Annotated in this window: 25 protein-coding genes; 1 reads left to right on the top strand and 24 read right to left on the bottom strand. The window is 71.0% G+C overall.

The genetic code is table 11. From position 1 onward, the window contains the following. Positions 1-38: 38 nt before the first annotated feature. The 12 genes from coaBC to pyrR form a co-directional block, all read right to left on the bottom strand. Positions 39-1,283 (bottom strand): bifunctional phosphopantothenoylcysteine decarboxylase/phosphopantothenate--cysteine ligase CoaBC, encoded by a 1,245-nt coding sequence (coaBC, locus tag ACFVWW_RS22930; protein WP_386878792.1) that lies wholly within the window; start codon positions 1,281-1,283, stop codon positions 39-41. Between the two features lie 110 nt (positions 1,284-1,393). Then, entirely contained in the window at positions 1,394-1,666 is a 273-nt protein-coding gene (gene rpoZ, locus ACFVWW_RS22925; RefSeq protein WP_003970369.1) for a DNA-directed RNA polymerase subunit omega, read from the bottom strand. 77 nt (positions 1,667-1,743) lie between these two features. After that, on the bottom strand, positions 1,744-2,307 hold the full coding sequence (gene gmk / locus ACFVWW_RS22920; protein ID WP_384193266.1) for a guanylate kinase: 564 nt from the start codon (positions 2,305-2,307) through the stop codon (positions 1,744-1,746). Between the two features lie 38 nt (positions 2,308-2,345). After that, complete coding sequence (locus ACFVWW_RS22915; protein WP_384193264.1) at positions 2,346-2,669, bottom strand: integration host factor; 324 nt, start codon at positions 2,667-2,669, stop codon at positions 2,346-2,348. A gap of 310 nt (positions 2,670-2,979) precedes the next feature. Continuing rightward, positions 2,980-3,855: an orotidine-5'-phosphate decarboxylase gene (gene pyrF, locus ACFVWW_RS22910; protein WP_386878791.1), complete on the bottom strand. Its 876-nt coding sequence runs from the start codon at positions 3,853-3,855 to the stop codon at positions 2,980-2,982. Beyond that, positions 3,852-4,961 carry a quinone-dependent dihydroorotate dehydrogenase gene (locus tag ACFVWW_RS22905; RefSeq protein WP_386878790.1) on the bottom strand — a complete coding sequence of 370 codons (1,110 nt, stop codon included), beginning with the start codon at positions 4,959-4,961 and terminating at the stop codon, positions 3,852-3,854. Before ACFVWW_RS22905 ends, pyrF begins: the two co-directional genes overlap by 4 nt. Before the next feature lie 132 nt (positions 4,962-5,093). After that, a complete protein-coding gene (gene carB, locus ACFVWW_RS22900) occupies positions 5,094-8,405 on the bottom strand; it encodes a carbamoyl-phosphate synthase large subunit (RefSeq protein WP_386878789.1) in 3,312 nt (1,103 codons plus the stop codon). Beyond that, entirely contained in the window at positions 8,398-9,543 is a 1,146-nt protein-coding gene (gene carA, locus ACFVWW_RS22895) for a glutamine-hydrolyzing carbamoyl-phosphate synthase small subunit (RefSeq protein WP_386878788.1), read from the bottom strand. Before carA ends, carB begins: the two co-directional genes overlap by 8 nt. After that, on the bottom strand, positions 9,540-10,118 hold the full coding sequence (locus ACFVWW_RS22890; protein WP_386878787.1) for a hypothetical protein: 579 nt from the start codon (positions 10,116-10,118) through the stop codon (positions 9,540-9,542). The genes carA and ACFVWW_RS22890 overlap by 4 nt, the downstream gene beginning before the upstream one ends. After that, on the bottom strand, positions 10,115-11,401 hold the full coding sequence (locus ACFVWW_RS22885) for a dihydroorotase (RefSeq protein ID WP_384189973.1): 1,287 nt from the start codon (positions 11,399-11,401) through the stop codon (positions 10,115-10,117). The genes ACFVWW_RS22890 and ACFVWW_RS22885 overlap by 4 nt, the downstream gene beginning before the upstream one ends. Before the next feature lie 2 nt (positions 11,402-11,403). Then, the gene (locus ACFVWW_RS22880) at positions 11,404-12,414 is read right to left on the bottom strand and encodes an aspartate carbamoyltransferase catalytic subunit (protein WP_384189975.1); all 1,011 of its coding nucleotides are present in this window, start codon (positions 12,412-12,414) and stop codon (positions 11,404-11,406) included. Between the two features lie 93 nt (positions 12,415-12,507). After that, positions 12,508-13,104, bottom strand: coding sequence for a bifunctional pyr operon transcriptional regulator/uracil phosphoribosyltransferase PyrR (gene pyrR, locus ACFVWW_RS22875; RefSeq protein ID WP_384189978.1), 597 nt, complete (start codon positions 13,102-13,104; stop codon positions 12,508-12,510). 209 nt (positions 13,105-13,313) lie between these two features. On the opposite strand from pyrR, the gene bldD reads away from it, so the two are divergent. Further along, entirely contained in the window at positions 13,314-13,814 is a 501-nt protein-coding gene (bldD, locus tag ACFVWW_RS22870; RefSeq protein ID WP_030355502.1) for a transcriptional regulator BldD, read from the top strand. Between the two features lie 174 nt (positions 13,815-13,988). Here bldD and ACFVWW_RS22865 read toward each other — a convergent pair whose 3' ends face one another. The 12 genes from ACFVWW_RS22865 to mltG form a co-directional block, all read right to left on the bottom strand. Next, positions 13,989-15,440, bottom strand: a complete 1,452-nt coding sequence (locus ACFVWW_RS22865; RefSeq protein WP_386878835.1) for a pyridoxal phosphate-dependent decarboxylase family protein — start codon at positions 15,438-15,440, stop codon at positions 13,989-13,991. A 53-nt stretch (positions 15,441-15,493) separates the two neighbouring features. Beyond that, a complete protein-coding gene (locus ACFVWW_RS22860) occupies positions 15,494-16,888 on the bottom strand; it encodes an MFS transporter (RefSeq protein WP_384330221.1) in 1,395 nt (464 codons plus the stop codon). Positions 16,889-17,018: 130 nt separating this feature from the next. Then, positions 17,019-17,447 (bottom strand): transcription antitermination factor NusB, encoded by a 429-nt coding sequence (gene nusB, locus ACFVWW_RS22855; protein WP_386878786.1) that lies wholly within the window; start codon positions 17,445-17,447, stop codon positions 17,019-17,021. A gap of 2 nt (positions 17,448-17,449) precedes the next feature. Beyond that, positions 17,450-18,016, bottom strand: coding sequence for an elongation factor P (efp, locus tag ACFVWW_RS22850; RefSeq protein WP_384189986.1), 567 nt, complete (start codon positions 18,014-18,016; stop codon positions 17,450-17,452). Positions 18,017-18,125: 109 nt separating this feature from the next. Next, positions 18,126-19,232 (bottom strand): M24 family metallopeptidase, encoded by a 1,107-nt coding sequence (locus ACFVWW_RS22845; RefSeq protein WP_384189988.1) that lies wholly within the window; start codon positions 19,230-19,232, stop codon positions 18,126-18,128. A gap of 84 nt (positions 19,233-19,316) precedes the next feature. Beyond that, positions 19,317-20,180 carry a Pro-rich N-terminal domain-containing protein gene (locus tag ACFVWW_RS22840; protein ID WP_384330217.1) on the bottom strand — a complete coding sequence of 288 codons (864 nt, stop codon included), beginning with the start codon at positions 20,178-20,180 and terminating at the stop codon, positions 19,317-19,319. A gap of 131 nt (positions 20,181-20,311) precedes the next feature. Continuing rightward, entirely contained in the window at positions 20,312-20,752 is a 441-nt protein-coding gene (locus tag ACFVWW_RS22835) for a type II 3-dehydroquinate dehydratase (protein WP_384189994.1), read from the bottom strand. Then, the gene (gene aroB / locus ACFVWW_RS22830; protein WP_386878785.1) at positions 20,749-21,843 is read right to left on the bottom strand and encodes a 3-dehydroquinate synthase; all 1,095 of its coding nucleotides are present in this window, start codon (positions 21,841-21,843) and stop codon (positions 20,749-20,751) included. The genes ACFVWW_RS22835 and aroB overlap by 4 nt, the downstream gene beginning before the upstream one ends. Next, a complete protein-coding gene (locus tag ACFVWW_RS22825) occupies positions 21,840-22,415 on the bottom strand; it encodes a shikimate kinase (RefSeq protein WP_386878784.1) in 576 nt (191 codons plus the stop codon). The genes aroB and ACFVWW_RS22825 overlap by 4 nt, the downstream gene beginning before the upstream one ends. 14 nt (positions 22,416-22,429) lie before the next feature. Continuing rightward, a complete protein-coding gene (gene aroC / locus ACFVWW_RS22820) occupies positions 22,430-23,614 on the bottom strand; it encodes a chorismate synthase (protein ID WP_386878783.1) in 1,185 nt (394 codons plus the stop codon). A 127-nt stretch (positions 23,615-23,741) separates the two neighbouring features. Continuing rightward, the gene (locus tag ACFVWW_RS22815) at positions 23,742-24,575 is read right to left on the bottom strand and encodes a shikimate dehydrogenase (protein WP_386878782.1); all 834 of its coding nucleotides are present in this window, start codon (positions 24,573-24,575) and stop codon (positions 23,742-23,744) included. Then, entirely contained in the window at positions 24,572-26,413 is a 1,842-nt protein-coding gene (mltG, locus tag ACFVWW_RS22810; protein ID WP_386878781.1) for an endolytic transglycosylase MltG, read from the bottom strand. The genes ACFVWW_RS22815 and mltG overlap by 4 nt, the downstream gene beginning before the upstream one ends. Positions 26,414-26,474 lie beyond the last annotated feature (61 nt).

Raw genomic sequence — 26,474 nt, 5'->3', positions numbered from 1 at the left:
AGGCGAAACAAAGAATTCATCCGAGCAACGTGTCGCGTTCAGGTGTTCCGGTGTCCCGGTGTTCCCGTGTCCCGGTGTTCCGGTCCCAGCCTCGGCACCACCAGATCCCAGACGACATCCGCGAGGGCCTCCTTGGGCCCGTACGGCACCGGGGTCTCGGTGCCGTCCGCCGCGAGCACGACCGCCTCGTTCTCCTCGGCGCCGAAGGTCTTGCGCTCCCCGACCTCGTTGACGACCAGCAGGTCGCATCGCTTGCGCAGCAGCTTCTGCCGGCCGTTGGCGAGGACGTCGTCCGTCTCCGCGGCGAAGCCGACAACCACCTGTTCGGCGTGCGCCCGTTCGGCCGAGATCTCGGCGAGTATGTCCGGGTTACGGACCAGCACGACGGGCGCGGGCTCCTCGCCGTCCTTCTTCTTGATCTTGCCCTCGGCGTAGGACGCGGGCCGGAAGTCCGCGACGGCGGCCGCCATGACCACGGCGTCGGCCCGCGCCGCCGCCTTCAGCACGGCCTCGCGCAGCTGTACGGCCGTCCCGACATGGACCATGTCCACACCGGCGGGATCGGCCATCCCCGTGTTGGCCTCGATGAGGGTCACCCGCGCGCCCCGGGCCGCCGCCGTACGGGCCAGGGCGTACCCCTGCTTCCCCGAGGAGCGGTTCCCGAGATAGCGCACGGGGTCGAGCGGCTCGCGCGTACCGCCCGCGCTGACCACGACATGACGGCCGGCGAGGTCGGGCTCCACGGCGCCGCGCGCCAGTACGCGGCGGCAGATCTCGAAGATCTCCCCCGGATCGGGCAGCCGGCCCTTGCCGGTGTCGACGCCGGTGAGCCGGCCGACGGCGGGTTCGATGACGACGGCGCCGCGGCGGCGCAGCGTCGCGACGTTCTCCTGGGTGGCGGGGTGCTCCCACATCTCGGTGTGCATGGCCGGGGCGAAGACGACCGGACAGCGGGCGGTGAGAAGCGTGTTCGTGAGCAGGTCGTCGGCGAGCCCGTGCGCCGCCCTGGCGAGCAGGTCGGCGGTGGCCGGAGCGACGACGACCAGATCGGCGGACTGCCCGATCCGTACGTGGGGCACCTCGTGGACATCGGACCAGACGCCGGTGGAGACGGGATGGCCGGAGAGCGCCGACCAGGTCGCGGCACCCACGAAATGAAGCGCGGACTCGGTCGGTACGACCCGTACGTCATGGCCGGACTCGGTCAGCCGTCGCAGCAGCTCGCACGCCTTGTAGGCGGCGATCCCGCCGGCGACCCCCAGAACGACCTTCGGCTTGTCCACCGTGTCTCCCCGCTCTCGAACACCTACGGTCCCGCACCTATGACAGCACCTATGACACACCACAGGCCCGGCAGTCGCGCTGCCGGGCCTGGATGAAGAGCCTGTACCGCCTACTGAGCCGGGCCCTCGATGGCCTCGGAGGTCAGCAGGCCCGCGTTGATCTCGCGCAGGGCGATCGAGAGCGGCTTCTCGTGGACGTGGGTGTCCACCAGCGGACCGACGTACTCGAGCAGGCCCTCACCGAGCTGCGAGTAGTACGCGTTGATCTGGCGCGCGCGCTTGGCCGCGTAGATCACGAGGCTGTACTTCGAGTCCGTGGCCTCGAGCAGCTCATCGATCGGCGGGTTGATGATGCCCTCGGGCGTGGTGATGGAAGAGGACACTCTCTAGCCTTCCGAAGAAAATTCAGGGAGAAACCGGTAATCGTGGGATTCACCATTCAGGAAAAGCCCACAAAAGATCATGCAACTTCCATCAAGGCTAGCAGCTCGCGCGCGACGTCCTCGACGGAGGTGTTGACCAGCGTCGTATCGAACTCCGACTCCGCGGCCAGCTCGACCTTGGCGGCCGCCAGCCGGCGCTCGATCACCTGGGGTGATTCGGTGCCCCGGCCGGTGAGCCGGCGCACCAGCTCGTCCCAGCTCGGCGGCGCCAGGAAGACCAGCAGGGAATCGGACATCGACTCCTTGACCTGCCGGGCACCCTGGAGATCGATCTCCAGGAGCACGGGCTCGCCCGCCTCCAGGCGGTCGAGGACCGCCCGGCGGGGCGTGCCGTAGCGGTTGCCCGCGAACTCCGCCCATTCCAGCAGCTCGCCATTGGCGACCAGCTTGTCGAATTCCTCGTCGGAGACGAAGAAATACTGGACGCCGTGGCGCTCGCCGGGGCGGGGCTTTCTCGTGGTGGCCGACACCGAGAGCCATACCTCGGGGTGGACCTTGCGCATATGCGCGACGACCGTGCTCTTGCCGACCCCGGAGGGGCCGGAGAGCACGGTCAGCCGCGGTCGTACCTCTGCTGCCATGCAGCGATTATCCAGGTTCCCGGGAGTGCCCGGGAACGTCAGGCGCCGCTGCCGCCGAACTCGCGCTCCAGGGAGGCGATCTGGTTGGAGCCGAGACCGCGCACGCGACGGCTCTCGGAGATACCGAGCCGCTCCATGAGCTGCTTGGCGCGGACCTTGCCGACGCCGGGCAGGGACTCGAGCAGGGCGGAGACCTTCATCTTCCCGATGACGTCGTTCTCCTGACCCTGCTTGATGACGTCATGGAGGGATGCGCCGGAGTGCTTGAGTCGATTCTTGACCTCGGCCCGCTCCCGGCGAGCCGCGGCGGCCTTTTCGAGCGCGGCTGCGCGCTGTTCAGGGGTAAGGGGCGGAAGAGCCACGCCTACGTCACCTCGGATGTCGAACTGTCGGATGAGGACCGGTGCGGGACCTGATCGCCCCACACCAGGCGAGCAACGGGCAACGGACTGCACGTTGGCTCTCGACGGAGACTAGCGGCCAAGGCCGCCTGAGTCAGCGAGAACAGACGAAAAGTCCTGGTCAGCATCGATCGGGGCCGACATATCGGTCATTTTGCCCTGCTTTTCTGTCCCGAGCCCCGTGATCGGACTTCCCGAGCGGCGTCCGAGGTCGCGCCGAGCGACGTCCGCGGACACCCCGACCGCTCTCGCCGGGCTCTCGCCGGACTCCTCACGCGCCGCCGACGGCCGCCCGTACCTCGTCGGCGAAGCGCTCCGCGGCGTCCCGCAGTGCGACGACGTCCGGACCGTGCCGCAGGACGCCCCTGCTGATGCTCGGGACCACATTGCCGACCGCCGAGCCGAACACCGCGGGCAGATCCGCCGGGGTCGCGCCCTGCGCGCCGATCCCGGGGGCGAGCAGTGGCCCGTTGATCGCGAGATCCACGCCCGCGTCGCCGAGGGTGGCGCCGACGACCGCGCCGACCGAGCCGAGGGGCGTCGCACCCGCGTTCTCGGCGGCCATGTGGTCGAGCATCAGCTGCGCGAGCGACCGGCCGTCGGCGGTGGTGGCCCGCTGCACCTCGGCGCCCTCCGGGTTGGAGGTGAGGGCCAGGACGAAGACTCCCGCGCCGGAGACGGCGGCCGCGTCCAGCGCCGGGCGCAGGGATTCGAAGCCGAGGTACGGCGAGACCGTGACCGCGTCCGAGAAGAGCGGCGAGTCCTTGTCCAGATAGGTCGCCGCGTACGCGCCCATCGTCGAGCCGATGTCACCGCGCTTGGCGTCCATCAGGACCAGCGCGCCGGCCGCCCGTGCTTCCTCGACGGCCTTTTCCAGTACGGCGATGCCGCGCGACCCGAAGCGCTCGAAGAACGCCGACTGGGGCTTGAGGACGGCGACCCGGCCGGCCAGGGCCTCCACGGTCGTACGGGTGAAGCGCTCCAGGCCCGCGATGTCGTCGTTGAGGCCCCAGTCCGTGAGCAGCGAGCCGTGCGGGTCGATGCCGACGCAGAGCGGTCCCCGGGTGTCCATGGCGTGCCGCAGCCGGGCTCCGAACGGCCGTTCGAGGTCTTGAGGGGTCGCCTGAGGGGTCGCCTGAGGAGTCATGCGATCACCTTCCGGGTGTCGGCGCCGACCGCGTCGGCGAGCGTGGAGTACGGGCCGGCGGCCAGGCGCGCGGCGAGCCCCCGGTGGATCGCACGGCTCCAGAACGGGCCCTCGTAGATGAAGGCGCTGTAGCCCTGGACCAGCGTGGCGCCCGCGAGGATGCGCTGCCAGACGTCGTCGGCGTTCTCCACGCCGCCGACTCCGACCAGGGTGATCCGGTCGCCCACGCGCGCGTACAGCCGGCGCAGGACCTCCAGCGAGCGCGCCTTGAGGGGCGCACCGGACAGTCCGCCGGTCTCCGCGGTCAGGGCCGTGCCGGAGGTCAGGCCGAGTCCGTCCCGAGCGATGGTGGTGTTGGTGGCGATGATGCCGTCCAGCCCGAGGTCGACGGCGAGATCGGCGACGGCGTCGATGTCCGCGTCCGCGAGGTCGGGCGCGATCTTGACCAGGAGTGGAACCCGGCGGTCCGTGACGGTCCGGTCGGCCGCCTCGCGTACGGCGGTCAGCAGCGGCCGCAGCTGGTCGACGGCCTGGAGGCTGCGCAGTCCCGGGGTGTTGGGCGAGCTGACGTTGACCACGAGATAGTCGGCGTGGCCGGCCAGTCGCTCCGCCGAGGTGACGTAGTCGCCGATCGCCTCACCCTCGGGGACGACCTTGGTCTTGCCGATGTTGACGCCGACGGTGGTTCTGAAGACCGGCGTGCGGGCTGCCAGCCGCGCCGCCACGGCCGCCGAGCCCTCGTTGTTGAAGCCCATGCGGTTGATCAGCGCGCGGTCGGCCACGAGCCGGAAGAGCCGCTTCCCGGGGTTGCCCGGCTGCGGCTCGCCGGTGACCGTACCGATCTCGATGTGGTCGAAGCCGAGCATCGCCATGCCGTCGATGGCGACGGCGTTCTTGTCGAAGCCCGCGGCGAGGCCGAAGGGGCCGTGCATCCGCAGGCCGAACGCCTCGGTGCGCAGCTCCGGGAAGCGGGGCGCGAGGACAGCGGCGACGACGGTACGCAGCACGGGGATACGGGCGGCGAACCGGATCCACCGGAAGGCCAGCCGGTGGGCCTGTTCCGGGTCCATCCGCCGGAAGACCAGCCGGAAGAAGAATCTGTACATGGAGTGGGTCTCTCCTCGATGACCTCATGAAGCTCGATGACTGCATGAAGGAGACCTCATGAGCTGACCTCATGAGATGGCCTCATGAAGCGGGGGACACCGGATCCGGTGTCCCCCGCTTCGGGCTGGTGGCTACTCCTCGCGTGCCGCGATCAGATGTCGCGCGTGTTCCTGGAGGGAGCGGACTCCGACGTCGCCCTGCTTGAGGGCGTCGATGCCCTGGACGGCCGCGGCCAGCGCCTGGACCGTCGTCAGGCAGGGGACGCCGCGCGCCACGGCGGCCGTACGGATGTCGTAGCCGTCGAGGCGGCCACCGGTGCCGTACGGCGTGTTGACGATGAGGTCGACCGCGCCGTCGTGGATCAGCTGGACGACGGTCTTCTCGCCGTCCGGGCCCTCGCCCTCGCTCTGCTTGCGTACGACGGTGGCGCTGATGCCGTTGCGCCTGAGGACCTCGGCCGTGCCGGACGTGGCGAGCAGCTCGAAGCCATGGGCGACCAGCTCGCGCGCCGGGAAGATCATCGAGCGCTTGTCGCGGTTGGCCACGGAGATGAAGGCACGGCCCTTGGTGGGCAGCGGGCCGTACGCGCCGGCCTGCGATTTGGCGTACGCGGTGCCGAAGGCCGAGTCGATGCCCATGACCTCGCCGGTGGAGCGCATCTCCGGGCCGAGGATGGTGTCCACCCCGCGGCCGTGGATGTCGCGGAAGCGCGACCACGGCATCACGGCCTCCTTGACGGAGATGGGCGCGTCCAGCGGCAGCGTGCCGCCGTCGCCGTGGGCCGGCAGCATGCCTTCGGCGCGCAGTTCCGCGATGGTGGCGCCCAGCGAGATACGGGCCGCGGCCTTGGCGAGCGGTACGGCGGTCGCCTTCGAGGTGAAGGGGACCGTACGGGAGGCGCGCGGGTTGGCCTCCAGGACGTAGAGGATGTCGCCGGCCATCGCGAACTGGATGTTGATCAGTCCGCGGACCCCGACCCCCTTCGCGATGGCTTCGGTCGAGGCGCGCAGCCGCTTGATGTCGAAGCCGCCCAGCGTGATGGGGGGCAGGGCGCACGCCGAGTCGCCGGAGTGGATGCCGGCCTCCTCGATGTGCTCCATGACGCCGCCGAGGTACAGCTCCGTGCCGTCGTAGAGCGCGTCGACGTCGATCTCGATGGCGTCGTCGAGGAAACGGTCCACCAGGACCGGCCGGGTGGGACTGATCTCGGTGGATTCGGCGATGTACGAGGAGAGCCTGGTCTCGTCGTACACGATCTCCATGCCTCGTCCGCCGAGGACGTACGACGGCCGTACGAGGACGGGGTAGCCGATCTCGTCGGCGATGGCCTTGGCCTCGGCGAAGGTGGTGGCGGTGCCGTGCTTGGGCGCGGGCAGCCCGGCCTCCGCGAGGACCCGGCCGAAGGCTCCGCGGTCCTCGGCGGCGTGGATCGCCTCGGGGGGTGTGCCGACGACGGGGACGCCGTTGTCCTTGAGGTCCTGGGCGAGGCCGAGCGGGGTCTGGCCGCCGAGCTGCACGATGACGCCCGCGATCGGTCCCGCCAGCGACTCGGCGTGCACGATCTCCAGGACGTCCTCCAGGGTGAGCGGCTCGAAGTAGAGCCGGTCGGAGGTGTCGTAGTCGGTGGAGACGGTCTCCGGGTTGCAGTTGACCATCACGGTCTCGTAGCCGGCCTCGCTCAGCGCGAAGGAGGCGTGGACGCAGGAGTAGTCGAACTCGATGCCCTGGCCGATGCGGTTGGGGCCCGAGCCGAGAATGATCACGGCGGGCTTCTCGCGCGGGGCGACCTCGTTCTCCTCGTCGTACGAGGAGTAGAAGTACGGGGTCTTAGCGGCGAACTCGGCCGCGCAGGTGTCGACCGTCTTGTAGACGGGGCGGACCCCGAGAGCGTGCCTGACCTCGCGGACCACGTCCTCGCGCAGACCGCGTATCCCGGCGATCTGGGCGTCGGAGAAGCCGTGCCGCTTGGCCTCGGCGAGCAGCTCGGGAAAGAGCTCGGCGGCGGTGGCCAGCTCGTCCGCGTACTCCTTGATCAGGAACAGCTGGTCGACGAACCACGGGTCGATCTTCGTCGCGTCGAAGATCTCCTCGGGGGTGGCGCCGGCCCTGATGGCCTGCATGACGGTGTTGATCCGGCCGTCGGTGGGGACCTTGGCGGTCTCCAGCAGCGCGCCCTTCTCGCCCGGTTCGCCGGTGAAGGAGAACTGGCTGCCCTTCTTCTCCAGCGAGCGCAGCGCCTTCTGCAGCGCCTCGGTGAAGTTACGGCCGATGGCCATGGCCTCGCCGACCGACTTCATGGTGGTGGTGAGGCTGGCGTCGGCGGCCGGGAACTTCTCGAAGGCGAAGCGCGGCACCTTGACGACGACGTAGTCGAGCGTGGGCTCGAAGGACGCCGGGGTCTTCTCGGTGATGTCGTTGGGGATCTCGTCCAGCGTGTAGCCGACGGCGAGCCTGGCCGCGATCTTCGCGATCGGGAAGCCGGTGGCCTTGGAGGCGAGCGCGGAGGAGCGGGAGACACGCGGGTTCATCTCGATGACGATGACCCGGCCGTCCTCGGGGTTGACCGCGAACTGGATGTTGCAGCCGCCGGTGTCGACCCCGACCTCGCGGATCACGGCGATGCCGACGTCCCGCAGGGTCTGGTACTCGCGGTCGGTGAGGGTCATCGCGGGCGCGACGGTGATCGAGTCCCCGGTGTGCACGCCCATCGGGTCGAAGTTCTCGATGGAGCACACGACCACGACGTTGTCGTTCTTGTCGCGCATCAGCTCCAGCTCGTACTCCTTCCAGCCGAGGATGGACTCCTCGAGGAGCACCTCGGTGGTCGGGGAGAGCATCAGGCCCTGTCCGGCGATCCGGCGCAGGTCGTCCTCGTTGTGCGCGAAGCCGGACCCCGCGCCGCCCATGGTGAAGGAGGGGCGTACGACGACGGGGTAGCCGCCGAGCGTCTCGACGCCGCCCAGGACGTCGTCCATGGAGTGGCAGATGACCGAGCGCGCGGACTCGCCGTGGCCGATCTTCGCGTGGACGGCCGCGACGACCTCCTTGAAGAGGTCGCGGTCCTCGCCCTTGTTGATCGCCTCGACATTGGCGCCGATCAGCTCGACGCCGTAGGTGTCGAGGATGCCCGCCTCATGGAGCGAGATCGCGGTGTTGAGCGCGGTCTGCCCGCCGAGGGTGGGCAGCAGCGCGTCGGGGCGCTCCTTGGCGATGATCTTCTCGACGAACTCGGGGGTGATCGGCTCGACATACGTCGCGTCGGCGATCTCCGGGTCCGTCATGATCGTGGCCGGGTTGGAGTTGACCAGGATGACGCGCAGGCCCTCGGCCTTGAGGACCCGGCAGGCCTGGGTGCCCGAGTAGTCGAACTCGGCGGCCTGGCCGATGACGATCGGTCCTGAACCGATGACCAGGACGGACTGGATATCGGTGCGCTTAGGCACGCTGGTCCTCCATCAGGGATACGAAGCGGTCGAAGAGGTACGCGGCGTCGTGCGGACCCGCTGCCGCCTCGGGGTGGTACTGGACGCTGAAGACCGGCCGGTCGAGCAGCCTGAGGCCCTCCACCACGTTGTCGTTGAGGCAGACGTGGGAGACCTCGGCGCGGCCGTAGGGGGTGTCGGTGACCTGGTCGAGCGGGGCGTCGACGGCGAATCCGTGGTTGTGCGCGGTGACCTCGACCTTGCCGGTCGTCCGGTCCTGCACGGGCTGGTTGATGCCCCGGTGGCCGTACTTCAGCTTGTACGTGCCGAAGCCGAGCGCGCGGCCGAGCAGCTGGTTGCCGAAGCAGATGCCGAAGAGCGGTGTGCCGCGTTCCAGCACGCCCTTGACGACCGTCAGGTCGGCGGTGGCCGGGTCGCCGGGGCCGTTGGAGAGGAAGACTCCGTCGGGCCCGGTCGCGTACACCTCGTCGAGGGTGGCGGTGGCCGGCAGGACATGCACCTCGATGCCGCGCTCGGCCATCCGGTGCGGGGTCATGCCCTTGATGCCCAGGTCGAGGGCGGCGACGGTGAAGCGCTTGGTGCCGATCGCGGGGACGACGTACGCCTGTTCCGTGGCGACCTCGGCGGAGAGGTCCGCGCCGGTCATCTCCGGGGCCTGCTGGACGCGGGCGAGCAGCGTCGCCTCGTCGGACAGGGACGCGCCGGAGAAGATACCGACGCGCATGGCGCCGCGCTCGCGCAGATGGCGGGTGAGCGCGCGGGTGTCGATGCCGCTGATGCCGACGACGCCCTGCGCGACCAGCTCCTCGTCGAGGGAGCGCCGCGAGCGCCAGTTGGACGGCACGCGCGCGGGGTCGCGGACGACATAGCCGGAGACCCAGATCCGCCGCGACTCGGGGTCTTCGTCGTTGACGCCGGTGTTGCCGATGTGCGGGGCGGTCATCACGACGACCTGGCGGTGGTACGAGGGGTCGGTGAGGGTCTCCTGATAGCCGGTCATGCCGGTGGAGAACACCGCCTCGCCGAAGGTCTCCCCCACGGCCCCGTAGGCGCGGCCGCGGAAGCTGCGGCCGTCCTCCAGGACGAGTACGGCGGGAAGCGCCTTTGGCTGGGCGGTTCCCCGGGTGGAGGTGGTCATCGTGCGGGGCCTTCCGTCGTGATGGATGGGTTCATGGCGTTGACCGCCTCGACCCATGCGGGGTGCTCGGCGGAGCGGTCGGAGCGGAATCCGGAGTCGATCAGCGTGTCGCCGTGCTGCCAGGTGACGATCAGCAGCCCGCCCTCGGCGAGGACCTTGCCGGCGATGCCCTTGTCGAGCCGGGCCTCGCGCAGGCACCCGGCCGGGACGAAGAAGTCGTTCGCCCCGGGGCGTACGACCTCCAGGCCCGCGTCGGTGAGGGTCAGCTCCACGCGGCTGCGGGCGCCCAGGCCGTGGGCCACGATGCGGTCGAGCCACTGCCCGGCGGTGGTGGACCCGTGGTAGCGGCCGGCCATGGAGAGCCTCGCCTCACCGGGTGTCTCCGGCGCGGTGGGCAGTGCGGGCAGACCGGACTGCAGGCTGCCGCGCCATTTCCAGCCCTGGCGCATCAGCCAGTACACGAACGCGATGAAGAGCAGCAGACCGACGACCCAGCCGATGCGGGCGGCCCAGTCGGTCACGTCCGCCGATTTCTGCTCGGCGGCCAGGGGCAGGAGGAGCTTCACACTTGTCACGCCAGATTCCCGTCGACGACCGTGGCCCGGCCCCGCAGGAAGGTGTGGGTCACGCGTCCCGGCAGCTCACGCCCCTCGTAGGGGGTGTTGCGGCTGCGGGAGGCGAAGCCCGCGGGGTCCACGACACCACGGTAAGCCGGATCGACCAGTGTCAGGTTGGCGGGCTCACCTGCCGAGACGGGACGGCCGTGGCCCTCCAGGCGGCCGATACGCGCCGGTCGGAACGACATCCGGTCGGCGACCCCCGCCCAGTCGAGCAGGCCGGTGTCGACCATCGTCTGCTGGACGACGGAGAGCGCGGTCTCCAGGCCCACCATGCCCATGGCGGCCGCGGCCCACTCGCAGTCCTTGTCCTCGTGCGGGTGGGGCGCGTGGTCGGTGGCGACGCAGTCGATCGTGCCGTCGGCCAGTGCCTCGCGCAGTGCCATCACATCGGCCTCGGTGCGCAGCGGCGGGTTCACCTTGTAGACGGGGTTGTAGGACCGTACGAGTTCGTCGGTGAGGAGCAGGTGGTGCGGGGTGACCTCGGCGGTGACGTTCCAGCCCTTGGATTTCGCCCAGCGGACCAGCTCGACCGAGCCGGCCGTGGAGAGATGGCAGATGTGGACGCGGGAGCCGACATGGGCGGCGAGGAGGACATCGCGGGCGATGATCGACTCCTCGGCCACGGCCGGCCAGCCGCCGAGCCCCAGCTCGGCGGAGACGACGCCCTCGTTCATCTGCGCGCCCTCGGTGAGCCGCGGCTCCTGGGCGTGCTGGGCGATCACGCCGTCGAAGGCCTTCACGTACTCCAGCGCCCGCCGCATGATCACGGCGTCGTCGACGCACTTGCCGTCGTCGGAGAAGACCCGGACGTTCGCCGCCGAGTCGTGCATGGCGCCCAGCTCGGCAAGGTGCTTGCCCTCCAGGCCGACCGTGACGGCCCCGACGGGCTGTACGTCGCAGTAGCCGGACTCCCTGCCCAGCCGCCAGACCTGCTCGACCACACCGGCCGTGTCGGCGACCGGGAAGGTGTTGGCCATGGCGTGGACCGCGGTGAAGCCGCCGACCGCGGCGGCCTTCGTGCCGGTGAGGACGGTCTCGGAGTCCTCGCGGCCCGGCTCACGCAGATGGGTGTGCAGATCGACGAGACCGGGCAGCAGGACCTGTCCGCCGGCCTCGACGACGGTGGCGTCACCCGCGTCGAGGCCGGTGCCCACCGCCTCGATGGTCCCGCCGTCGATCAGGACGTCCCGCACCTCGCCGCCGAGAACCTTCGCGCCCCGGATAAGGATCTTGCTCATGATTACTTGTTCTCCTCGGTACGGGCGTGGGTGACGGCAGGCTCGTTGCCGCCCAGCAGCAGGTACAACACGGCCATCCGGATCGAGACACCGTTGGCGACCTGCTCGACGGCCGTGCAGCGGCCGGAGTCGGCGACCTCGGCGGTGATCTCCATGCCGCGGTTCATCGGGCCGGGGTGCATCACGACGGAGTGCTCGGGCATCCGGCCCATCCGCTCGCCGTTCAGGCCGTAGCGGCGGGAGTACTCGCGCTCGGTCGGGAAGAAGGCGGCGTTCATCCGCTCGCGCTGCACCCGCAGCATCATCACGGCATCCGACGCGGGCAGCACCCGGTCCAGGTCGTACGACACCTCGCAGGGCCAGTGCTCGACGCCGATGGGGACGAGGGTCGGCGGGGCGACCACCGTGACCTGCGCGCCGAGGGTGTGGAGCAGCAGGACATTGGAGCGGGCGACCCGGCTGTGCAGCACGTCGCCGACGATGGTGACCCGCTGCCCGTCCAGGTCGCGCCCGATGCCGGCGTCCGCGCCGACCAGCCGGCGGCGCAGTGTGAAGGCGTCGAGCAGCGCCTGCGTGGGGTGTTCATGGGTGCCGTCGCCGGCGTTGACGACCGCGCCGTCGATCCAGCCGGAGGTGGCGAGCCGGTAGGGGGCGCCGGAGGCGGGGTGACGGATGACGACGGCGTCCGCGCCCATCGCCTCCAGCGTCAGCGCGGTGTCCTTGAGCGACTCGCCCTTGGAGACGGACGAGCCCTTGGCGGAGAAGTTGATGACATCGGCCGAGAGGCGTTTGGCGGCGGCCTCGAAGGAGATCCGGGTGCGGGTCGAGTCCTCGAAGAAGAGATTGACGACGGTACGTCCGCGCAGCGTCGGCAGCTTCTTGATGGGCCGGTCGGCGACCCGGGCCATCTCTTCCGCGGTGTCGAGGATCAGGACGGCGTCGTCGCGGCTGAGATCGGCGGCGGAGATGAGATGGCCGGGGGTACGGGGGCTTGCCCCTGGGAGGCGCAGCATCTGGAGTGTGCTCCGGTGTGTGGAGGTGTGCGGGCGTGCGGGCGCGCAGGCGGAATCCGTACGGGATCGGTGGCGTACGGAGCTCTGTGCGGGCTACTGCTCGCCGGACGCGGCGGGCTGCTGGAGACCGAGCAGCACGGTGTCGCGCCCGTCCTCCTCGGAGAGCTGGACCTTGACCGTCTCCCGCAGCGACGTGGGGAGGTTCTTGCCGACGTAGTCGGCGCGGATCGGCAGCTCGCGGTGGCCTCGGTCGACGAGGACCGCGAGCTGTACGGCCCGGGGGCGGCCGATGTCGCCGAGCGCGTCGAGCGCGGCGCGGATCGTACGGCCGGAGAAGAGCACATCATCGACGAGGACCACGAGACGCCCGTCGACACCGTCGGCGGGGATGTCGGTGCGGGCCAGCGCCCGGGCGGGCCGCAGGCGCAGGTCGTCGCGGTACATGGTGATGTCGAGGGAGCCCACCGGGATCGTGCGGCCGGTGATCTCCGCGAGTTTCGCGGCCAGCCGGCGGGCCAGGAAAACGCCTCGGGTCGGAATGCCGAGCAGCACCACATCGTCGGCGCCCTTGGCGCGTTCGACGATCTCGTGGGCGATGCGGGTCAGGACCCGCGCGATGTCGGGGGCTTCCAGAACCGGGCGGGCCGCGCCGGAGCTGTCTGCCGTGGTGCCAGTGTTGACAGTGTCCATACGAAACGGACCTCCTTCTCCGCCTCACGGGACGGACCTTAAAGGACGTCGAAATTACGCCACCCACGCTACCAGGAGCCGACGGATCACCTGGTGGCGGCCCCTGTCGGGAGGCGGTGAGGACCGCGGTGCCACTCCCTCGGCTTGACGCATCCAAGTAACGCTGCGTAACCTCACAGTGAGTTACCAGACTTCGTCCGGGGAGCTATATGTCCAGCGAATACGCAAAGCAGCTCGGGGCCAAACTCCGCGCCATCCGCACCCAGCAGGGCCTTTCCCTCCACGGTGTGGAGGAGAAGTCCCAGGGCCGGTGGAAGGCCGTCGTGGTCGGTTCGTACGAGCGCGGCGACCGTGCCGTCACGGTGCAGCGTCTCGCCGAGCTGGCGGATTTCTACGGTGTCCCGGTACAGGAGCTCCTTCCCGGCACCACGCCCGGCGGAGCCGCCGAGCCGCCGCCGAAGCTCGTCCTTGACCTGGAGCGACTGGCCCATGTGCCGCAGGAGAAGGCGGGCCCGCTCCAGCGCTACGCGGCGACGATCCAGAGCCAGCGCGGCGACTACAACGGCAAGGTGCTGTCGATCCGCCAGGACGACCTGCGCACCCTGGCCGTGATCTACGACCAGTCGCCTTCGGTCCTGACCGAACAGCTCATCAGCTGGGGCGTCCTGGACGCGGACGCCCGTCGCGCGGTCGCCCACGAGGAGGGCTGATCGCGCCTGGCGCAAATCAGCAGAAACGTCACCTCCGGAGGGTGGGCCCGTGGCCACGGGTCCGCCCTTCCGTGCGTTCGGAGCGTGCGCGAGCGGGGTCGGAACGTCGGTGCGTTCAGGGAGCGTCGGTGCGTCTCAGGGAGCGCCGGTGCCTTCAGGGAGCACCGGTTCCTCTCAGGAAGCGCCGGTGCGGTAGAGCCGGCCGATGACCTCCGGCAGCAGGCGTTCCGTCAGGCGCGGCGGGAGCGACTGGAGCACGGCCAGCACGGGCGCCATCCGCTCCGGGAGCGCGCCGTCCGCGCCGATGCCCGCGAGCTCCAGGGCGAGCGCGATCTCCTCGGGCCCGAGCAGCTCGGGATCGAGCAGCGCCGCCGCTTCGGCGAGCGCCGGATCGACGCGCGCGGGGCCCAGCTCCCTGGCCCGCGCCACCGCCCTGCCCAGCGCGTCGAGCAGCAGCCGTACGGTCTCCTCGTCCGCCACCGCCGCGGTCACGGTCAGATGCAGATTCGCGGGCGACCCGGCGACGGCGGGCTGCGGTTGCAGATACCAGCCCTCGCTGCGGATCTCGTCGGCGACCACGAACGGATCGACGTCCGGATCGTCGGAGGCGACGGCCAGCAGTGAGGCCTCGGGCCGGGCCAGGACGCGCAGGCCGTCGATCCGGCCGATGCCCTCGGCGAGCGCCGTCGTCGCCCGGTGGACCCGGGCGGACAGCGCGATGTAGCCGTCCGTGCCGATCCGCTCCAGCACGGCCCAGGCCGCGGCGAGCGGACCCGCCGGCTTGGTGCCCTGAAGGGTGGCGTTGACGACCGGATAGCCGGGCCAGGAGGCGTACGCGAACCAGCCGTGCCGGCGCAGCTCCGCGTCCCGGAACAGCAGCACGGACGCGCCCTTGGCGGTGTAGCCGTACTTGTGGAGATCGACCGAGAGCGAGGTCACGCCGGGCACGGCGAGATCGAACGGTCGCACCTCCGGGCCCGCGAGCCGCAGATGCCCCAGATACCAGCCGCCGATACAGGCGTCCACATGACACAGCACCCCCCGGCGGGCGGCCTCCCCGGCCACCTCCGCGACCGGGTCGATGACCCCGTGGGCGTACGACGGCGCGGAGACGACGACCAGCGCGGTGTCCTCGGTGATCGCCGCGGCCATCGCCTCGGCGGAGACCTGGTACGTGGCGGGGTCGACCGGCACCACGGCGGTAGTGAGCCCGAAGAGCTTCGCCGCCTTGTGGAACGCGGCGTGGGCGGTGCTGGGCAGCACCAGTTCCGGCGCGGTGACCCCACGGGTGCGCCGGGCCTGCTCGCGGGCGGTGAGCACGGCCAGCAGACAGCTCTCGGTACCGCCGCTGGTGAAGGTCCCCGCTGTGTGCCCGTCACCGCCGAGCAGCCGGGCGGCCCGCGCCACGATGTCGTTCTCCAGGGTGACCACGCTGGGGAAGGCGGTCATGTCCAGCCCGTTGACGCCCGCGAACCGGGCGGCGGCCTCGGAGGCGAGCTCCTCGACCCCGTCGAGGCCGGAGTCGTACACGTACGCCATGGTCCTGCCGCCCCGTACGGGCAGGTCGCCCGCGCGCAGGGCGGAGAGCCGGCCGAGGATCCGCCGGTCGGCGGCCTCCGTACCCATAGCGGCATCGGCATGGACATCGGCCTGGGCCTGGGCATCGGTGCGGTCAGTGCTCACGGGCGCTCCACGGTCGCTGCGGAAGGGTCGTGCGGACGGCCCGCTGACGCGTCGCGCAGCCGTACCAGCTCGGATTCGGACAGCCGGTAGCGGGCGAGCAGCGGCAGGCTGACGAGCAGCAGCGCGGCGGGCAGCGCGCCGAAGCCGACGACGATCGCGGTGAGGGCGGACCCCGGCTGGGCGACCCGGTGGGCCGCGTCGGACGAGACGAACCCGCCCAGGGACAGCACCAGACCGAACAGCCCGGGCCCGAGGGCGAGCCCCAGGGTCTCCCCCGCCGTCCACAGTCCGGTGAAGAGCCCCGCCCTGCGCCGGCCGTGGGTGAAGGCGTCGGCGGCGATGGTGTCCCCGAGCATCGCCATCGGGAGCATCTGCATGCCCGCGTAGCCGACACCGGCCAGGGCCACGCCGCCGTAGACCGCCGCCGCGGGCAGCTCCCTGGCCGCCGCCGCGACCAGCGCGCCGGCCAGGAAGCAGACCGAGGCGGTGAGCGCTGCGGCGCGTTTGCCCGTACGGCGTCCGGCGGCCAGCCACAGCGGCATGGCGAGCAGCGAGGGCACGATCAGGCAGGCGAAGAGCAGGGTGGTCGCGCTCGGGCGGCCGAGGATGTACGTGGCGAAGTACTGGGTGCCCGCGAGCATCAGCCCGGTCGCGGCGGCCTGGACGACAAAGGCCCCCAGCAGCCACAGGAAGGGCCGGTGGGACCTGGCGGCCCTCAGCTGGACCACCAGGCCCCCGGGCGCCCCGGTGGTCCGCAGCACGCCGTGCACGCGTGCGGTGGCGGCGAAGGCGGCCAGCATGCCCGCGCAGAGCAGCGCCCCGACGACGACGCCCATCAGCCGGTAGCCGCCCCGGGTGCCGCTCCCGTCGTCCGTGGCCCCGGCCAGCAGCGGCGCGACGGCGCCGGAGAGCAGGATCGCGGCGCCGAGGAAGGCCACCCGCCAGGACATGATCCTGGCCCGCTCGTCGGGGTCGGCGGTGAGTTCGGCGGGCAGCGCGACGTACGGGACCTGGAAGCAGGCGTAGCCGCTGGCGGCGAGCAGGAAGAGTACGGCGACGTACCCGGCGGCCCAGCCGCGTTCCAGCCCGGGGGCGGCGAACATCGCGGCGAAGCAGAGCGGCATGGTGAGCGCGCCCAGCAGCATCCAGGGCCTGCGCGGCCCCCAGCGGTGCTCCGTGCGGTCGGAGAGGCTGCCGATCCAGGGGTTGAGCAGGACGTCCCACGCCTTGGGGAGGAAGACCAGCAGGCCCGCCAGGCCCGCGGCGACGCCGAGGATGTCGGTCAGGTAGTAGAGCAGCAGCAGTCCCGGGACGGTCCCGAAGGTGCCGGTGGCGAACGAGCCGAGCCCGTAACCGATACGGACCCGGGCGCCCAGAAGGGGTGCGGACATGCGCCGCAACCTAAAGCACAGGTCAGAACATGCACCAGGCCCGAAGCAGAAGATTGTTCATCTTCTGCTTCGGGCCTGGTGAGCCGAACGGCCGCCGAAGCCGGAGCCGAGCCCTGAGGACTCGGCCGGATCAGGCGCGGCGCAGGTTCGGCTTGAGCTCCTTGAAGCGGCCGAGCAGGCCGTTCACGAAGGACGGGGAGTCGTCGGTGGAGAACTCCTTGGCGAGCTGTACCGCCTCGTCGATCACCACCGCGTCCGGGGTGCCGTCCACCCACACCAGCTCGTACGCGCCGAGCCGCACGATGTTCCGGTCGACGACCGGCATGCGGTCGAGCGTCCAGCCCACCGAGTAGGTGGCGATGAGGTCGTCGATACGGTCCGCGTACTCCGCGTACCCCTCGACCAGTTCCATCGTGTACTCGCCGACCGGCGGCTGGCGGTCGTCGGTCCGGGCGTGCCGAATCCAGTCCGCGAGGACCGTCTGCACGGACGCCCCGCGCTGGTCGGCCTCGAAAAGGATCTGGAAGGCGCGCTTGCGGGCCTTGTTCCGGGCAGCCACGGTTAGCTGTTCACCCGGCCGAGGTACTCGCCGGAGCGGGTGTCGACCTTGATCTTCTCGCCGGTGGTGATGAAGAGCGGGACACCGATCTCGTAACCGGTCTCCAGCGTGGCCGGCTTGCTGCCACCGGTCGAGCGGTCGCCCTGGACGCCCGGGTCCGTGTGCTGGATGACCAGCTCGACGGCGGCGGGCAGCTCCACGTAGAGCACCTCGCCCTCGTGGGTGGCGACGCTGGCCGTGAAGCCCTCGATGAGGTAGTTGGCGGCGTCACCGACCGCCTTGCGGTCGACCATCAGCTGGTCGTAGGTCTGCATGTCCATGAAGACGTAGTACTCGCCGTCCATGTACGAGAACTGCATGTCGCGGCGGTCAACGGTGGCCGTTTCGACCTTCACGCCGGCGTTGAAGGTCTTGTCGACGACCTTGCCGGAGAGCACGTTCTTCAGCTTGGTACGCACGAAGGCCGGGCCCTTGCCGGGCTTGACGTGCTGGAACTCGACGACGGACCAGAGCTGGCCTCCGTCGAGCTTGAGCACCAGGCCGTTCTTGAGGTCGTTCGTGGAAGCCACGGTTGCGGAATCTCCTGGACTGAAAGCTGGTGGACGACCGGGGGTGCGCGCGGTGCCGCGACCGGCACTGTCTGCCCGTCGGGACGGGCAAACGTTACCGGGAGGTGCACTAGAGCGCGAGCAGCTCCTTGGTCGTGATGGTGAGTAGCTCGGGTCCGCCGTCCGCCTCGGGGCGGACGACGAGCGTGTCATCGATCCGGACACCGCCCCGGCCCGGGAGGTGGACCCCCGGTCCGACGGTGACCGGCACACAAGCGTCCAGTTTACCCATGGCCGCGGGGGCCAGCTGCGGGTCCTCGTCGATTTCGAGCCCGACCCCGTGTCCCGTACGGGGCGGGAGCCCTTCGCCGTACCCCGCCGCCTCCAGCGGCTGCCGGGCCGCGCGGTCCACGTCGCGGTAGCCGGCGCTCGGGACAAGTCCCTGCCGACCTGCCCGTTGTGCCGCGAAGACCAGTTCGTACAGCTCGATCTGCCAGGCGGCCGGGGACGTCCCGATGACGAAGGTGCGGCCGATCAGACACCGGTATCCGCGATATTCGGCGCCGAGGCAGACGGAGAGGAAATCACCCTCTTCGACCCGCCGGTCCGACGGATGGTGCCCGCAGCGGCCGGAGTTGGCGCCGGTGGCGACGCTGGTCGGGAAGGCGGGGCCGTCGGCGCCGTGGTCGACGAGCCGCCGCTCCAGCTCCAGCGCGAGATGGCGTTCGGTACGGCCGACGAGGATCGACTCCAGCAGTTCGCCCAGCGCCTGGTCGGCGATCTCGGCAGCGATCCGCAGACAGGCGATCTCCTCCTCGTCCTTGACGATCCGCTGCTGCTCGACGGCGCCGCCCAGGTCGGCGAGGCGCAGCCGAGGGGCGACGGAGCCGATCGCCCGGTGTCTGGCGACGGTCAGATGGTGCTCCTCGACGGCGAGCGACTCGGCGGGCGACGCGGCGAGGATGCCGGCGGCGGCGACCGCCGGATCGCCCGAGGGGGTGGGCAGGACGGTCAGCCGCAGCTGTTCGTCGAGGTGTCCGTCGACGGAGTCGCCGGTGGGGGTACGGGGACAGAGCAGCATGTCCTCGCCGGGGCCGAGCAGCAGGACGGCGCCCGGCGGCGCCCCGCCCGCGAGATAACGGACGTTGGCGGGGCGGGAGACCAGGGCCGCCGCGTTGCCCGCGGCGGAGCACCGGTCGCGCAGCCGCGCGCGGCGGGCGGCGTACACGTCTGACATGACCCGAGCGTATGAGCGAGTGGCAGGACCGGCCGGTTCAGCGCGTCCGACCGGGGGGCCGCGCACCGGCGGGCCGGGCGGCGGTCACCAGGCCGGCGGGCTGGCCAGGGAGCGGGCGAGGACGTCGTCGAGGACCCGGGCGGTGGTCTCCACGTCGTACTTGGAGTTGTCGATGATGGGCAGTCCCGAGCCGTACCAGCCGGCCATCCGGCCATGGATGCCGGCCACCTCCTCGTCGGAGAGACGGCGGTTTCCGCTGCGCTCGGCGTTGCGCTCCAGCACGATCTCCAGCCCGGGGAGCAGGACGACGGGGAGCAGGCCGGGGCCGACATGGCGCTTCCAGCCGCCGAGTCCGACGACCGGGCGGTCGGGGAAGACCGCGTCGTCCAGGATGCAGGAGATGCCGTTGGCGAGGAAGTTGCGGGCGGCGAAGCCGCAGGTGCGGCGGGCCAGCCGGTACTGCGCCTCGGAGTGGTCGTTCCAGCCGGACTGGGGGTCGGCGAAACCGGAGCAGACCCATTCACGGACGTCGTCCAGGCTGATGTGCGCGGTGGGCACGCGGCGGGTCAGCGCCCAGTGCCGGGCCACGGTCGTCTTGCCGGCGCCGGCCGGGCCGATCAGCAGGACGGCGAGGGTCGCCGCACCGGTGCCGCTGTCCGCGGGGGGCGGGGCGGGTATGGGCACGGGGCCGCCGGGCGGCAGCTGGATGTGCCCGGTGGAATCCGGGGGCGGCGGCCCGGCCGGCGGTCCCGGGGGCGGCAGTGGAGCCTGCCGGGCCGCGGGCCCCGGATGGTGCGCGGGCCCCGGGGGGCCGGGAGCCTGGTGCGGCGGGTGGTGGGGCTGAGGACCGGGCGCCTGGTGCGCTCCGGGCGGCTGGTGCGCCCATCCGCCGGGTCCGTGCCCCGGCCCCTGGGGAGGCGGCAGCGGAGCCCCCACTGCGTGCTGCATCCGGTGCCACTCCGTCTCGTGCGACTGACGCTGGTCGGCGGCCCCGCGGGCCGCGCGCTACCGAACGGTACCGCCCCCGGCCGCCGCCGTGGCAACGGCCGGGGTTCACGACCGGACAGGGCCGCCGGCGGTCAGCCGGTCAGTTCCTCGGCGAGGGCGCGCAGCGCGAGCCGGTACGAGCCGATTCCGAAGCCCGCGACCGTACCGCTGGCGACCGCCGCGACCACCGAGGTGTGCCGGAACTCCTCGCGCGCGTACGGATTGGAGATGTGCACCTCGATGAGCGGCGCGGTGCGCTGAGCGGCCGCGTCACGCATTCCGTACGAGTAGTGGGTGAACGCGCCCGGGTTGAGAACGACCGGAATCGAACCGTCCGCGGCCTCGTGGAGCCAGCGGATCAGCTCGCCCTCGTCGTTCGTCTCGCGTACGTCGACATCGAAGCCGAGCTCCTTGCCGAGCACCCGGCAGGCGTCCACCAGACCCGCGTACGACGTCGCGCCGTAGACGTCGGGCTCGCGCGAGCCCAGCCTGCCGAGGTTGGGTCCGTTGAGGACGAAGACCCGCCGGGTCACGCCGACACCTCCCCGTACGCCGCGAGCAGCACGGCCGGGTCCGGGCCCTCCAGCACGGTCGGCTTGGCCAGACCGTCCAGCACGATGAAGCGCAGCAGGTCACCGCGGGACTTCTTGTCGACCTTCATGGTCTCCAGCAGCTTGGCCCACTGGTCGCCGCGGTAGGTCAGCGGCAGCCCGACGGACTCCAGCACGGAGCGGTGCCGGTCGGCGGTCGCGTCGTCGAGACGCCCGGCGAGACGGCCCAGTTCGGCGGCGAAGACCATGCCGACGGAGACGGCGGCGCCGTGCCGCCACTTGTACCGCTCGTTCTTCTCGATGGCGTGCGCGAGGGTGTGGCCGTAGTTGAGGATCTCGCGCAGACCGGACTCCTTGAGGTCGTTGGAGACGACCTCCGCCTTGACCCGGATGGAGCGCTCGATCAGCTCGGCGGTGTGCGGACCCGCGGGCGTACGGGCACCCTGGGGGTCGGCCTCGACCAGATCGAGGATGGCCGGGTCCGCGATGAACCCCGCCTTGATGATCTCGGCCATGCCGCTGACGTAGTCGTGGACGCCCAGCGAGTCCAGCGCGGCGAGGTCGCAGAGGACCCCGGCCGGCGGGTGGAAGGCGCCGACGAGGTTCTTGCCCTCGGCGGTGTTGATGCCGGTCTTGCCGCCCACCGCCGCGTCGACCATGCCGAGCACGGTCGTCGGTACGGCGATCCAGCGCACTCCGCGCAGCCAGGTCGCCGCCACGAATCCGGCCAGGTCGGTGGTGGCTCCGCCGCCGACGCCGATGATCACATCGGTACGGGTGAAGCCGGTCTGGCCGAGCGCCTTCCAGCAGTACGCCGCGACTTCGGCGGTCTTGGCCTCCTCGGCGTTGGGCACCTGGATCGCGACGGCCTCGTACCCCTGGCCGGCGAGGTCCTGGCGCAGCGCCTCGCCGGTCCCTTCGAGCGCCTCCGGGTGCAGGACCGCGACCCGCTTGGCCTTCGGACCGATGAGCGCGGGCAGCTCCCCCAGCAGCTGCCGGCCGACCAGCACCTCGTACGGGTCGTGCCCGGCTGTGCCGCCGACCTGGATACGGGTGACTGCCTGGTCCGTCATACGAGGTTCTCCTTGCCCGGATTCCCGGGATCTTCGTCAGGGAGGTGCTTCAGCTCCAGTGCGTCGAGCACGGCTTCAGCGACCTCTTCGGGGGTGCGGTCGTCGGTCGCGACCACCACCCGGGCCACATCGGTGTAGTGATGGCGGCGGGCCTCCATCAGCAGCTTCCACTGCTGACGGGGGTTGACGGCCAGCAGCGGGCGGGCGGTGTTCAGCCCCACGCGCTTGATCGCCTCGCCGACCTCCATCGAGAGATAGACGACGGGCAGCCCGGTGAGCAGTTCGCGGGTGTCCGCGTCGAGGATCGCGCCGCCGCCGAGCGCCAGGACGCCCGGGTGCTCGGCGACCGCCAGCCGGACCGCTTCCCGCTCCAGCTCGCGGAAGCGCGGCTCGCCCTCGTTGACGAAGATGTCCGAGACCGACATGGCCTGGGCGCTGACGATATCGGCGTCGCTGTCGCGGAAGCCCGTACCGAGACGCTCGGCGAGGAGCTCGCCGACGGTGGACTTGCCGACCCCCATCGGACCGATCAGCACGATCAGTGGTGCGCGCGTCGCGTCCGGCCCGCTCATCGCGTCCGCCCCGTTCATCGGATCTGCAGGTGGTCGAGGAACGAACGGACATTGCGGCGCGTCTCCGGGACGCTGTCGCCGCCGAACTTCTCGGCGACCGCGTCCGCCAGGGTCAGCGCGACCATGGCCTCGGCGACGATGCCGGCGGCCGGCACGGCGCACACGTCGGAGCGCTGGTGGTGCGCCTTCGCGGCCTCGCCGGTGGCCACATCGATGGTGGCCAGCGCGCGGGGCACGGTCGCGATGGGCTTCATCGCGGCCCGTACGCGCAGCAGCTCACCGGTCGTCAGCCCGCCCTCGGTGCCCCCGGAGCGGCCGGACGCGCGCCTGATGCCCTCGTCGGTCGCCAGGATCTCGTCGTGCGCCTGCGAACCGGGCACCCTGGCCAGTCCGAAGCCGTCACCGACCTCGACGCCCTTGATGGCCTGAATGCCCATCAGGGCGGCGGCGAGCCGCGCGTCGAGCCGGCGGTCCCAGTGGACGTGCGAGCCGAGTCCGACCGGCACGCCGTACGCCAGCACCTCGACGACTCCGCCGAGCGTGTCGCCGTCCTTGTGGGCCTGGTCGATCTCCGCGACCATCGCCTTGCTCGCGTCCGCGTCCAGGCAGCGCACCGGGTCCGCGTCCAGCTTCGCCACATCGGACGGGGTCGGGTAGACGCCGTACGGAGCCTTGGCCCCGGCCAGCTCGACGACATGGGAGACGATCTCGATCCCCGCCGTCTCCTTCAGGTACGAACGGGCCACGGCGCCGAGCGCGACCCGCGCCGCGGTCTCCCGGGCGCTGGCGCGCTCCAGGATCGGCCGGGCCTCGTCGAAGCCGTACTTCTGCATCCCCGCGAGGTCCGCGTGGCCGGGCCTCGGCCGGGTCAGCGGGGCGTTACGGGCCAGCTCGGCCAGCACGGCGGGATCGACCGGGTCGGCCGCCATGACCTGCTCCCACTTGGGCCACTCGGTGTTCCCCACCATGATCGCGACCGGCGATCCCATGGTCAGCCCGTGCCGTACACCGCCGAGGAAGGTGACCTCGTCACGCTCGAACTTCATCCGCGCGCCGCGCCCGTAGCCGAGACGCCGCCGGGCCAGGTGGTCCGCCACGATCTCCGTGGTGATGGGCACACCGGCGGGTAGACCCTCCAGCGTCGCCACGAGTGCGGGTCCGTGGGACTCCCCCGCGGTCAGCCAGCGCAACCTGCTCAACGGTGCTCCTCATACTCGCGCCTGGAACTGCAGCGGCGCGACCGGGTGCGCGGCCCTGGCCCGCCATGTCCGATCCTCCCACGACCGGCGCCCCGACCCGGCCGCCGGTCCAGGAACCGGACAGCCCTCAGCGTCCGCCGAGCGCCCGCTCCCCGGCATTCCGCATCACCGCGAGAGGTGCGGGTGAGTGGCCCGTCATCCGTTCCACCTGGAGCACCGCTTGGTGCACCAGCAGGTCGAGCCCGCCGATCACCGCGCCGTTCCGCGCCGCCCAGGCCGCCGCGAGCGGCGTCGGCCAGGGGTCGTACAGCACGTCGAACAGCGTTCCGGCCGCCTTCGGGACGGCGGTGGCGAGAGCGTCGGTGGTGCCGGCGGGGGTGGTGGCGATCACGAGAGGCGCGTGCAGCGCCTGCTCCGCCTCCGCCCAGTCGGCGATCCGGACGTCGACGCCGAGCCGGTCGCCCCAGCCGCGCATCTCGGCCGCGCGGGCCTGGCTGCGTACGTACGCGGTGACCGGGCCCGTACAGATACGGGACAGCGCGGCGACGGCGGACGACGCGGTCGCGCCCGCGCCGAGGATCGCCGCCGACTCCACCTTCTCGACCCCGCGCTCCCGCAGCGCGGCGATCATGCCGGGGATGTCGGTGTTGTCGCCGATGCGCCGGCCGTCGTCGCCGAAGACGACCGTGTTGACCGCCTCCACGGAGGCCGCGGTGTCGGTGATCTCGTCCAGCAGCGGAATGACGGCCCGCTTGAGCGGCATGGTCAGCGACAGCCCGGCCCACGACTCGTCGCCGCGCAGACCCTCGAAGAAGCCGGGGAGCCCGGCCTCCACCAGTTCGAAGCGGTCGTACGACCAGTGACCGAGGCCGAGTTCCCCGTAGGCGGCGCGGTGCAGCACCGGGGAGAGGGAATGAGCGATCGGCGATCCGAGGACCGCCGCTCGCCGACGTGAACTCACGGTTTGCTGTTTTCCTTCTCGTACTCCTGGCGGTTCTTCTCGTGCTCCTCGTTGGTGACGGCGAAGAGTGTCCGGTCCGCGGTCACCGAGACGAAGTAGTACCAGGGACCGTCTTCCGGCTCGAGCGCCGAGGCCAGGGCATCAGCGCCCGGGTTTCCGATGGGACCGGGAGGAAGACCCTTGATGTCGTACGTGTTGTACGGATCCTTGATCTTGCGCAGGTTGTCGACCGCGCCGAGATCCAGCCTGCTCTGCGTCTTGATGTAGTTGACCGTGGAGTCGAACTCCAGACGGCCGACGGTCTCCGTGTTGTCCGGCTTCAGACGGTTGTAGACGACACGGGAGACCTTGTCGAAGTCGTGCTTGTACTTGCCTTCGGCCTGGATGAGGCTCGCGACAGTGATCAGCTGGAGCGGCGAGTCGAGCCCGAGCCTTTCGGCCTCGCCCTTGAGGTCTTCCTTGCTGTACTCGGCGCTGGCGCGGGCGACCATCTTCTTGAGGATGTCCTCCGGCTTCATTCCCTTCGCGACCGGATAGGTCGCGGGATAGAGGAAGCCTTCCAGCGGGTCCTTGATGCCCTTGGCGTCGTTGGCCCACTCCGGCAGACCCAGGTTCTTCGCCTCGGCCTTCGCCGCGGCGGCGGTGTCGCCACGCTTGATCTTGAGCCGGTTGTCGATCTGCTCGTAGACCCAGGCGTTGCGCTTGCCCTCGGGAATGGTCAGCGCGTTGCGGCTGCTCGGCAGGAGCAGCATCTTGACAGCGTTCGCCGCGGACATGCCCTTGTTGAGCGTGTAGGCGCCCGCCTGGATCGTCATGCCCTTGGGGTTGCCCTTCTGGGCGGCGACGAACGCGTCCTGGCTCTTCACCACCCCGCTCTTCACCAGGATCGCGGCAATCGCGTAACCGCCCGAGCCCGGCGGGATCTCGACCTGGACGGAGCCGGAGCCCGTGCCCGCGTAGTCCGGCGCGGGACCGAACTTGTCCTGCAGGAAGTTGTAGCCGACATAGCCGACGCCCCCGACCCCGCCCGCGAGCACCACGGTCAGGAACAGACAGGCACAGCCGTTGCGGCTCTTCTTCTTCGTCTTGCCGCGGCGCTCCCGGCCGTTGCCCCGGCGCTTCTCACCCGGGTCGTCGTCGGACTCGGCGTCGTCGTCGCGGTCCTCGTCACCCGTGAAGAAGGGATGCGTCTCCTTCTGGGGCTCGGCGTCCCAGTTGTTCTCCGGCTCGGGCTCGGCCTGGCGCTGGGCCGGCGGCTGCGGCGGCGGGTATGCCTCGGGGGTGCCGTAGTAGTCCTGGTTGTCGCCGTAGCCGCCGCCCTGCTGGCCCTCATACGGGGTCGCGGGGTTCGCGGCATACGGCATCGTGGCCTGCTGGCCGGTGTCCCAGCCGCCGTTGTACTGCGGATCGTTGTACTGCGGCTGCTGCGGCTGCTGGGGGTGAGACTGCTGCGGGTGCTGCGCGTGCTGCTGCCCGCCGTACTGGGGGTTGCCGCCGTACTGCTGCGGGTCGTACTGCTGCTGCCCACCGTGCTGCGGTCCGGCGTGCTGCGGTCCGGCGTGCTGCGGTCCCGCGTGCTGCGGTCCCGCGTGCTGCGGTCCGGCGTGCTGGTGCCCGTCGTACTGCTGCGGGTGGTACTGCTGCTGGTACGGGTCCTGGCCGACCCCGTACGGCGCCTGGGTCTGGGGCTGCGCCTGCTGCGGATACTGCTGCTGCGGCTGCCCGCCGTAGGGAGCGCGGCCGTCGTCGGCCTGCTGTGCTCCCCACCCTTGGTCCCCGTACAGAGGGTCCTCTGGGTGCCACGGTTCGGAGCCGGGGCCCCGGCCATAGTCAGTCATCGATCCCCTAGAGCCGCGAGGCGGTGTCCGCCGGCGAGTGCGCCCGGCGTCCGTTTCGTCT

This window comes from Streptomyces sp. NPDC058198 (assembly GCF_042882605.1).
GTDB lineage: Bacteria > Actinomycetota > Actinomycetes > Streptomycetales > Streptomycetaceae > Streptomyces.
The sequence above is the reverse complement of the archived record's forward strand: the minus strand, read 5'-3'. Positions and strand labels throughout refer to the sequence as shown.

What these genes read in the sequence shown, in the direction of transcription:
- ACFVWW_RS22845 (WP_384189988.1), bottom strand. Translation starts at nt 19,232, where the DNA reads ATGTCAGACGTGTACGCCGCCCGCCGCGCGCGGCTGCGCGACCGGTGC.
- bldD (WP_030355502.1), top strand. Translation starts at nt 13,314, where the DNA reads ATGTCCAGCGAATACGCAAAGCAGCTCGGGGCCAAACTCCGCGCCATC.
- mltG (WP_386878781.1), bottom strand. Translation starts at nt 26,413, where the DNA reads ATGACTGACTATGGCCGGGGCCCCGGCTCCGAACCGTGGCACCCAGAG.
- ACFVWW_RS22840 (WP_384330217.1), bottom strand. Translation starts at nt 20,180, where the DNA reads ATGCAGCACGCAGTGGGGGCTCCGCTGCCGCCTCCCCAGGGGCCGGGG.
- ACFVWW_RS22885 (WP_384189973.1), bottom strand. Translation starts at nt 11,401, where the DNA reads ATGAGCAAGATCCTTATCCGGGGCGCGAAGGTTCTCGGCGGCGAGGTG.
- pyrF (WP_386878791.1), bottom strand. Translation starts at nt 3,855, where the DNA reads ATGACTCCTCAGGCGACCCCTCAGGCGACCCCTCAAGACCTCGAACGG.
- aroB (WP_386878785.1), bottom strand. Translation starts at nt 21,843, where the DNA reads ATGACGGACCAGGCAGTCACCCGTATCCAGGTCGGCGGCACAGCCGGG.
- ACFVWW_RS22860 (WP_384330221.1), bottom strand. Translation starts at nt 16,888, where the DNA reads ATGTCCGCACCCCTTCTGGGCGCCCGGGTCCGTATCGGTTACGGGCTC.
- ACFVWW_RS22905 (WP_386878790.1), bottom strand. Translation starts at nt 4,961, where the DNA reads ATGTACAGATTCTTCTTCCGGCTGGTCTTCCGGCGGATGGACCCGGAA.
- pyrR (WP_384189978.1), bottom strand. Translation starts at nt 13,104, where the DNA reads ATGGACACTGTCAACACTGGCACCACGGCAGACAGCTCCGGCGCGGCC.
- ACFVWW_RS22865 (WP_386878835.1), bottom strand. Translation starts at nt 15,440, where the DNA reads ATGGGTACGGAGGCCGCCGACCGGCGGATCCTCGGCCGGCTCTCCGCC.
- ACFVWW_RS22825 (WP_386878784.1), bottom strand. Translation starts at nt 22,415, where the DNA reads ATGAGCGGGCCGGACGCGACGCGCGCACCACTGATCGTGCTGATCGGT.
- ACFVWW_RS22880 (WP_384189975.1), bottom strand. Translation starts at nt 12,414, where the DNA reads ATGCTGCGCCTCCCAGGGGCAAGCCCCCGTACCCCCGGCCATCTCATC.
- carA (WP_386878788.1), bottom strand. Translation starts at nt 9,543, where the DNA reads ATGACCACCTCCACCCGGGGAACCGCCCAGCCAAAGGCGCTTCCCGCC.
- gmk (WP_384193266.1), bottom strand. Translation starts at nt 2,307, where the DNA reads ATGGCAGCAGAGGTACGACCGCGGCTGACCGTGCTCTCCGGCCCCTCC.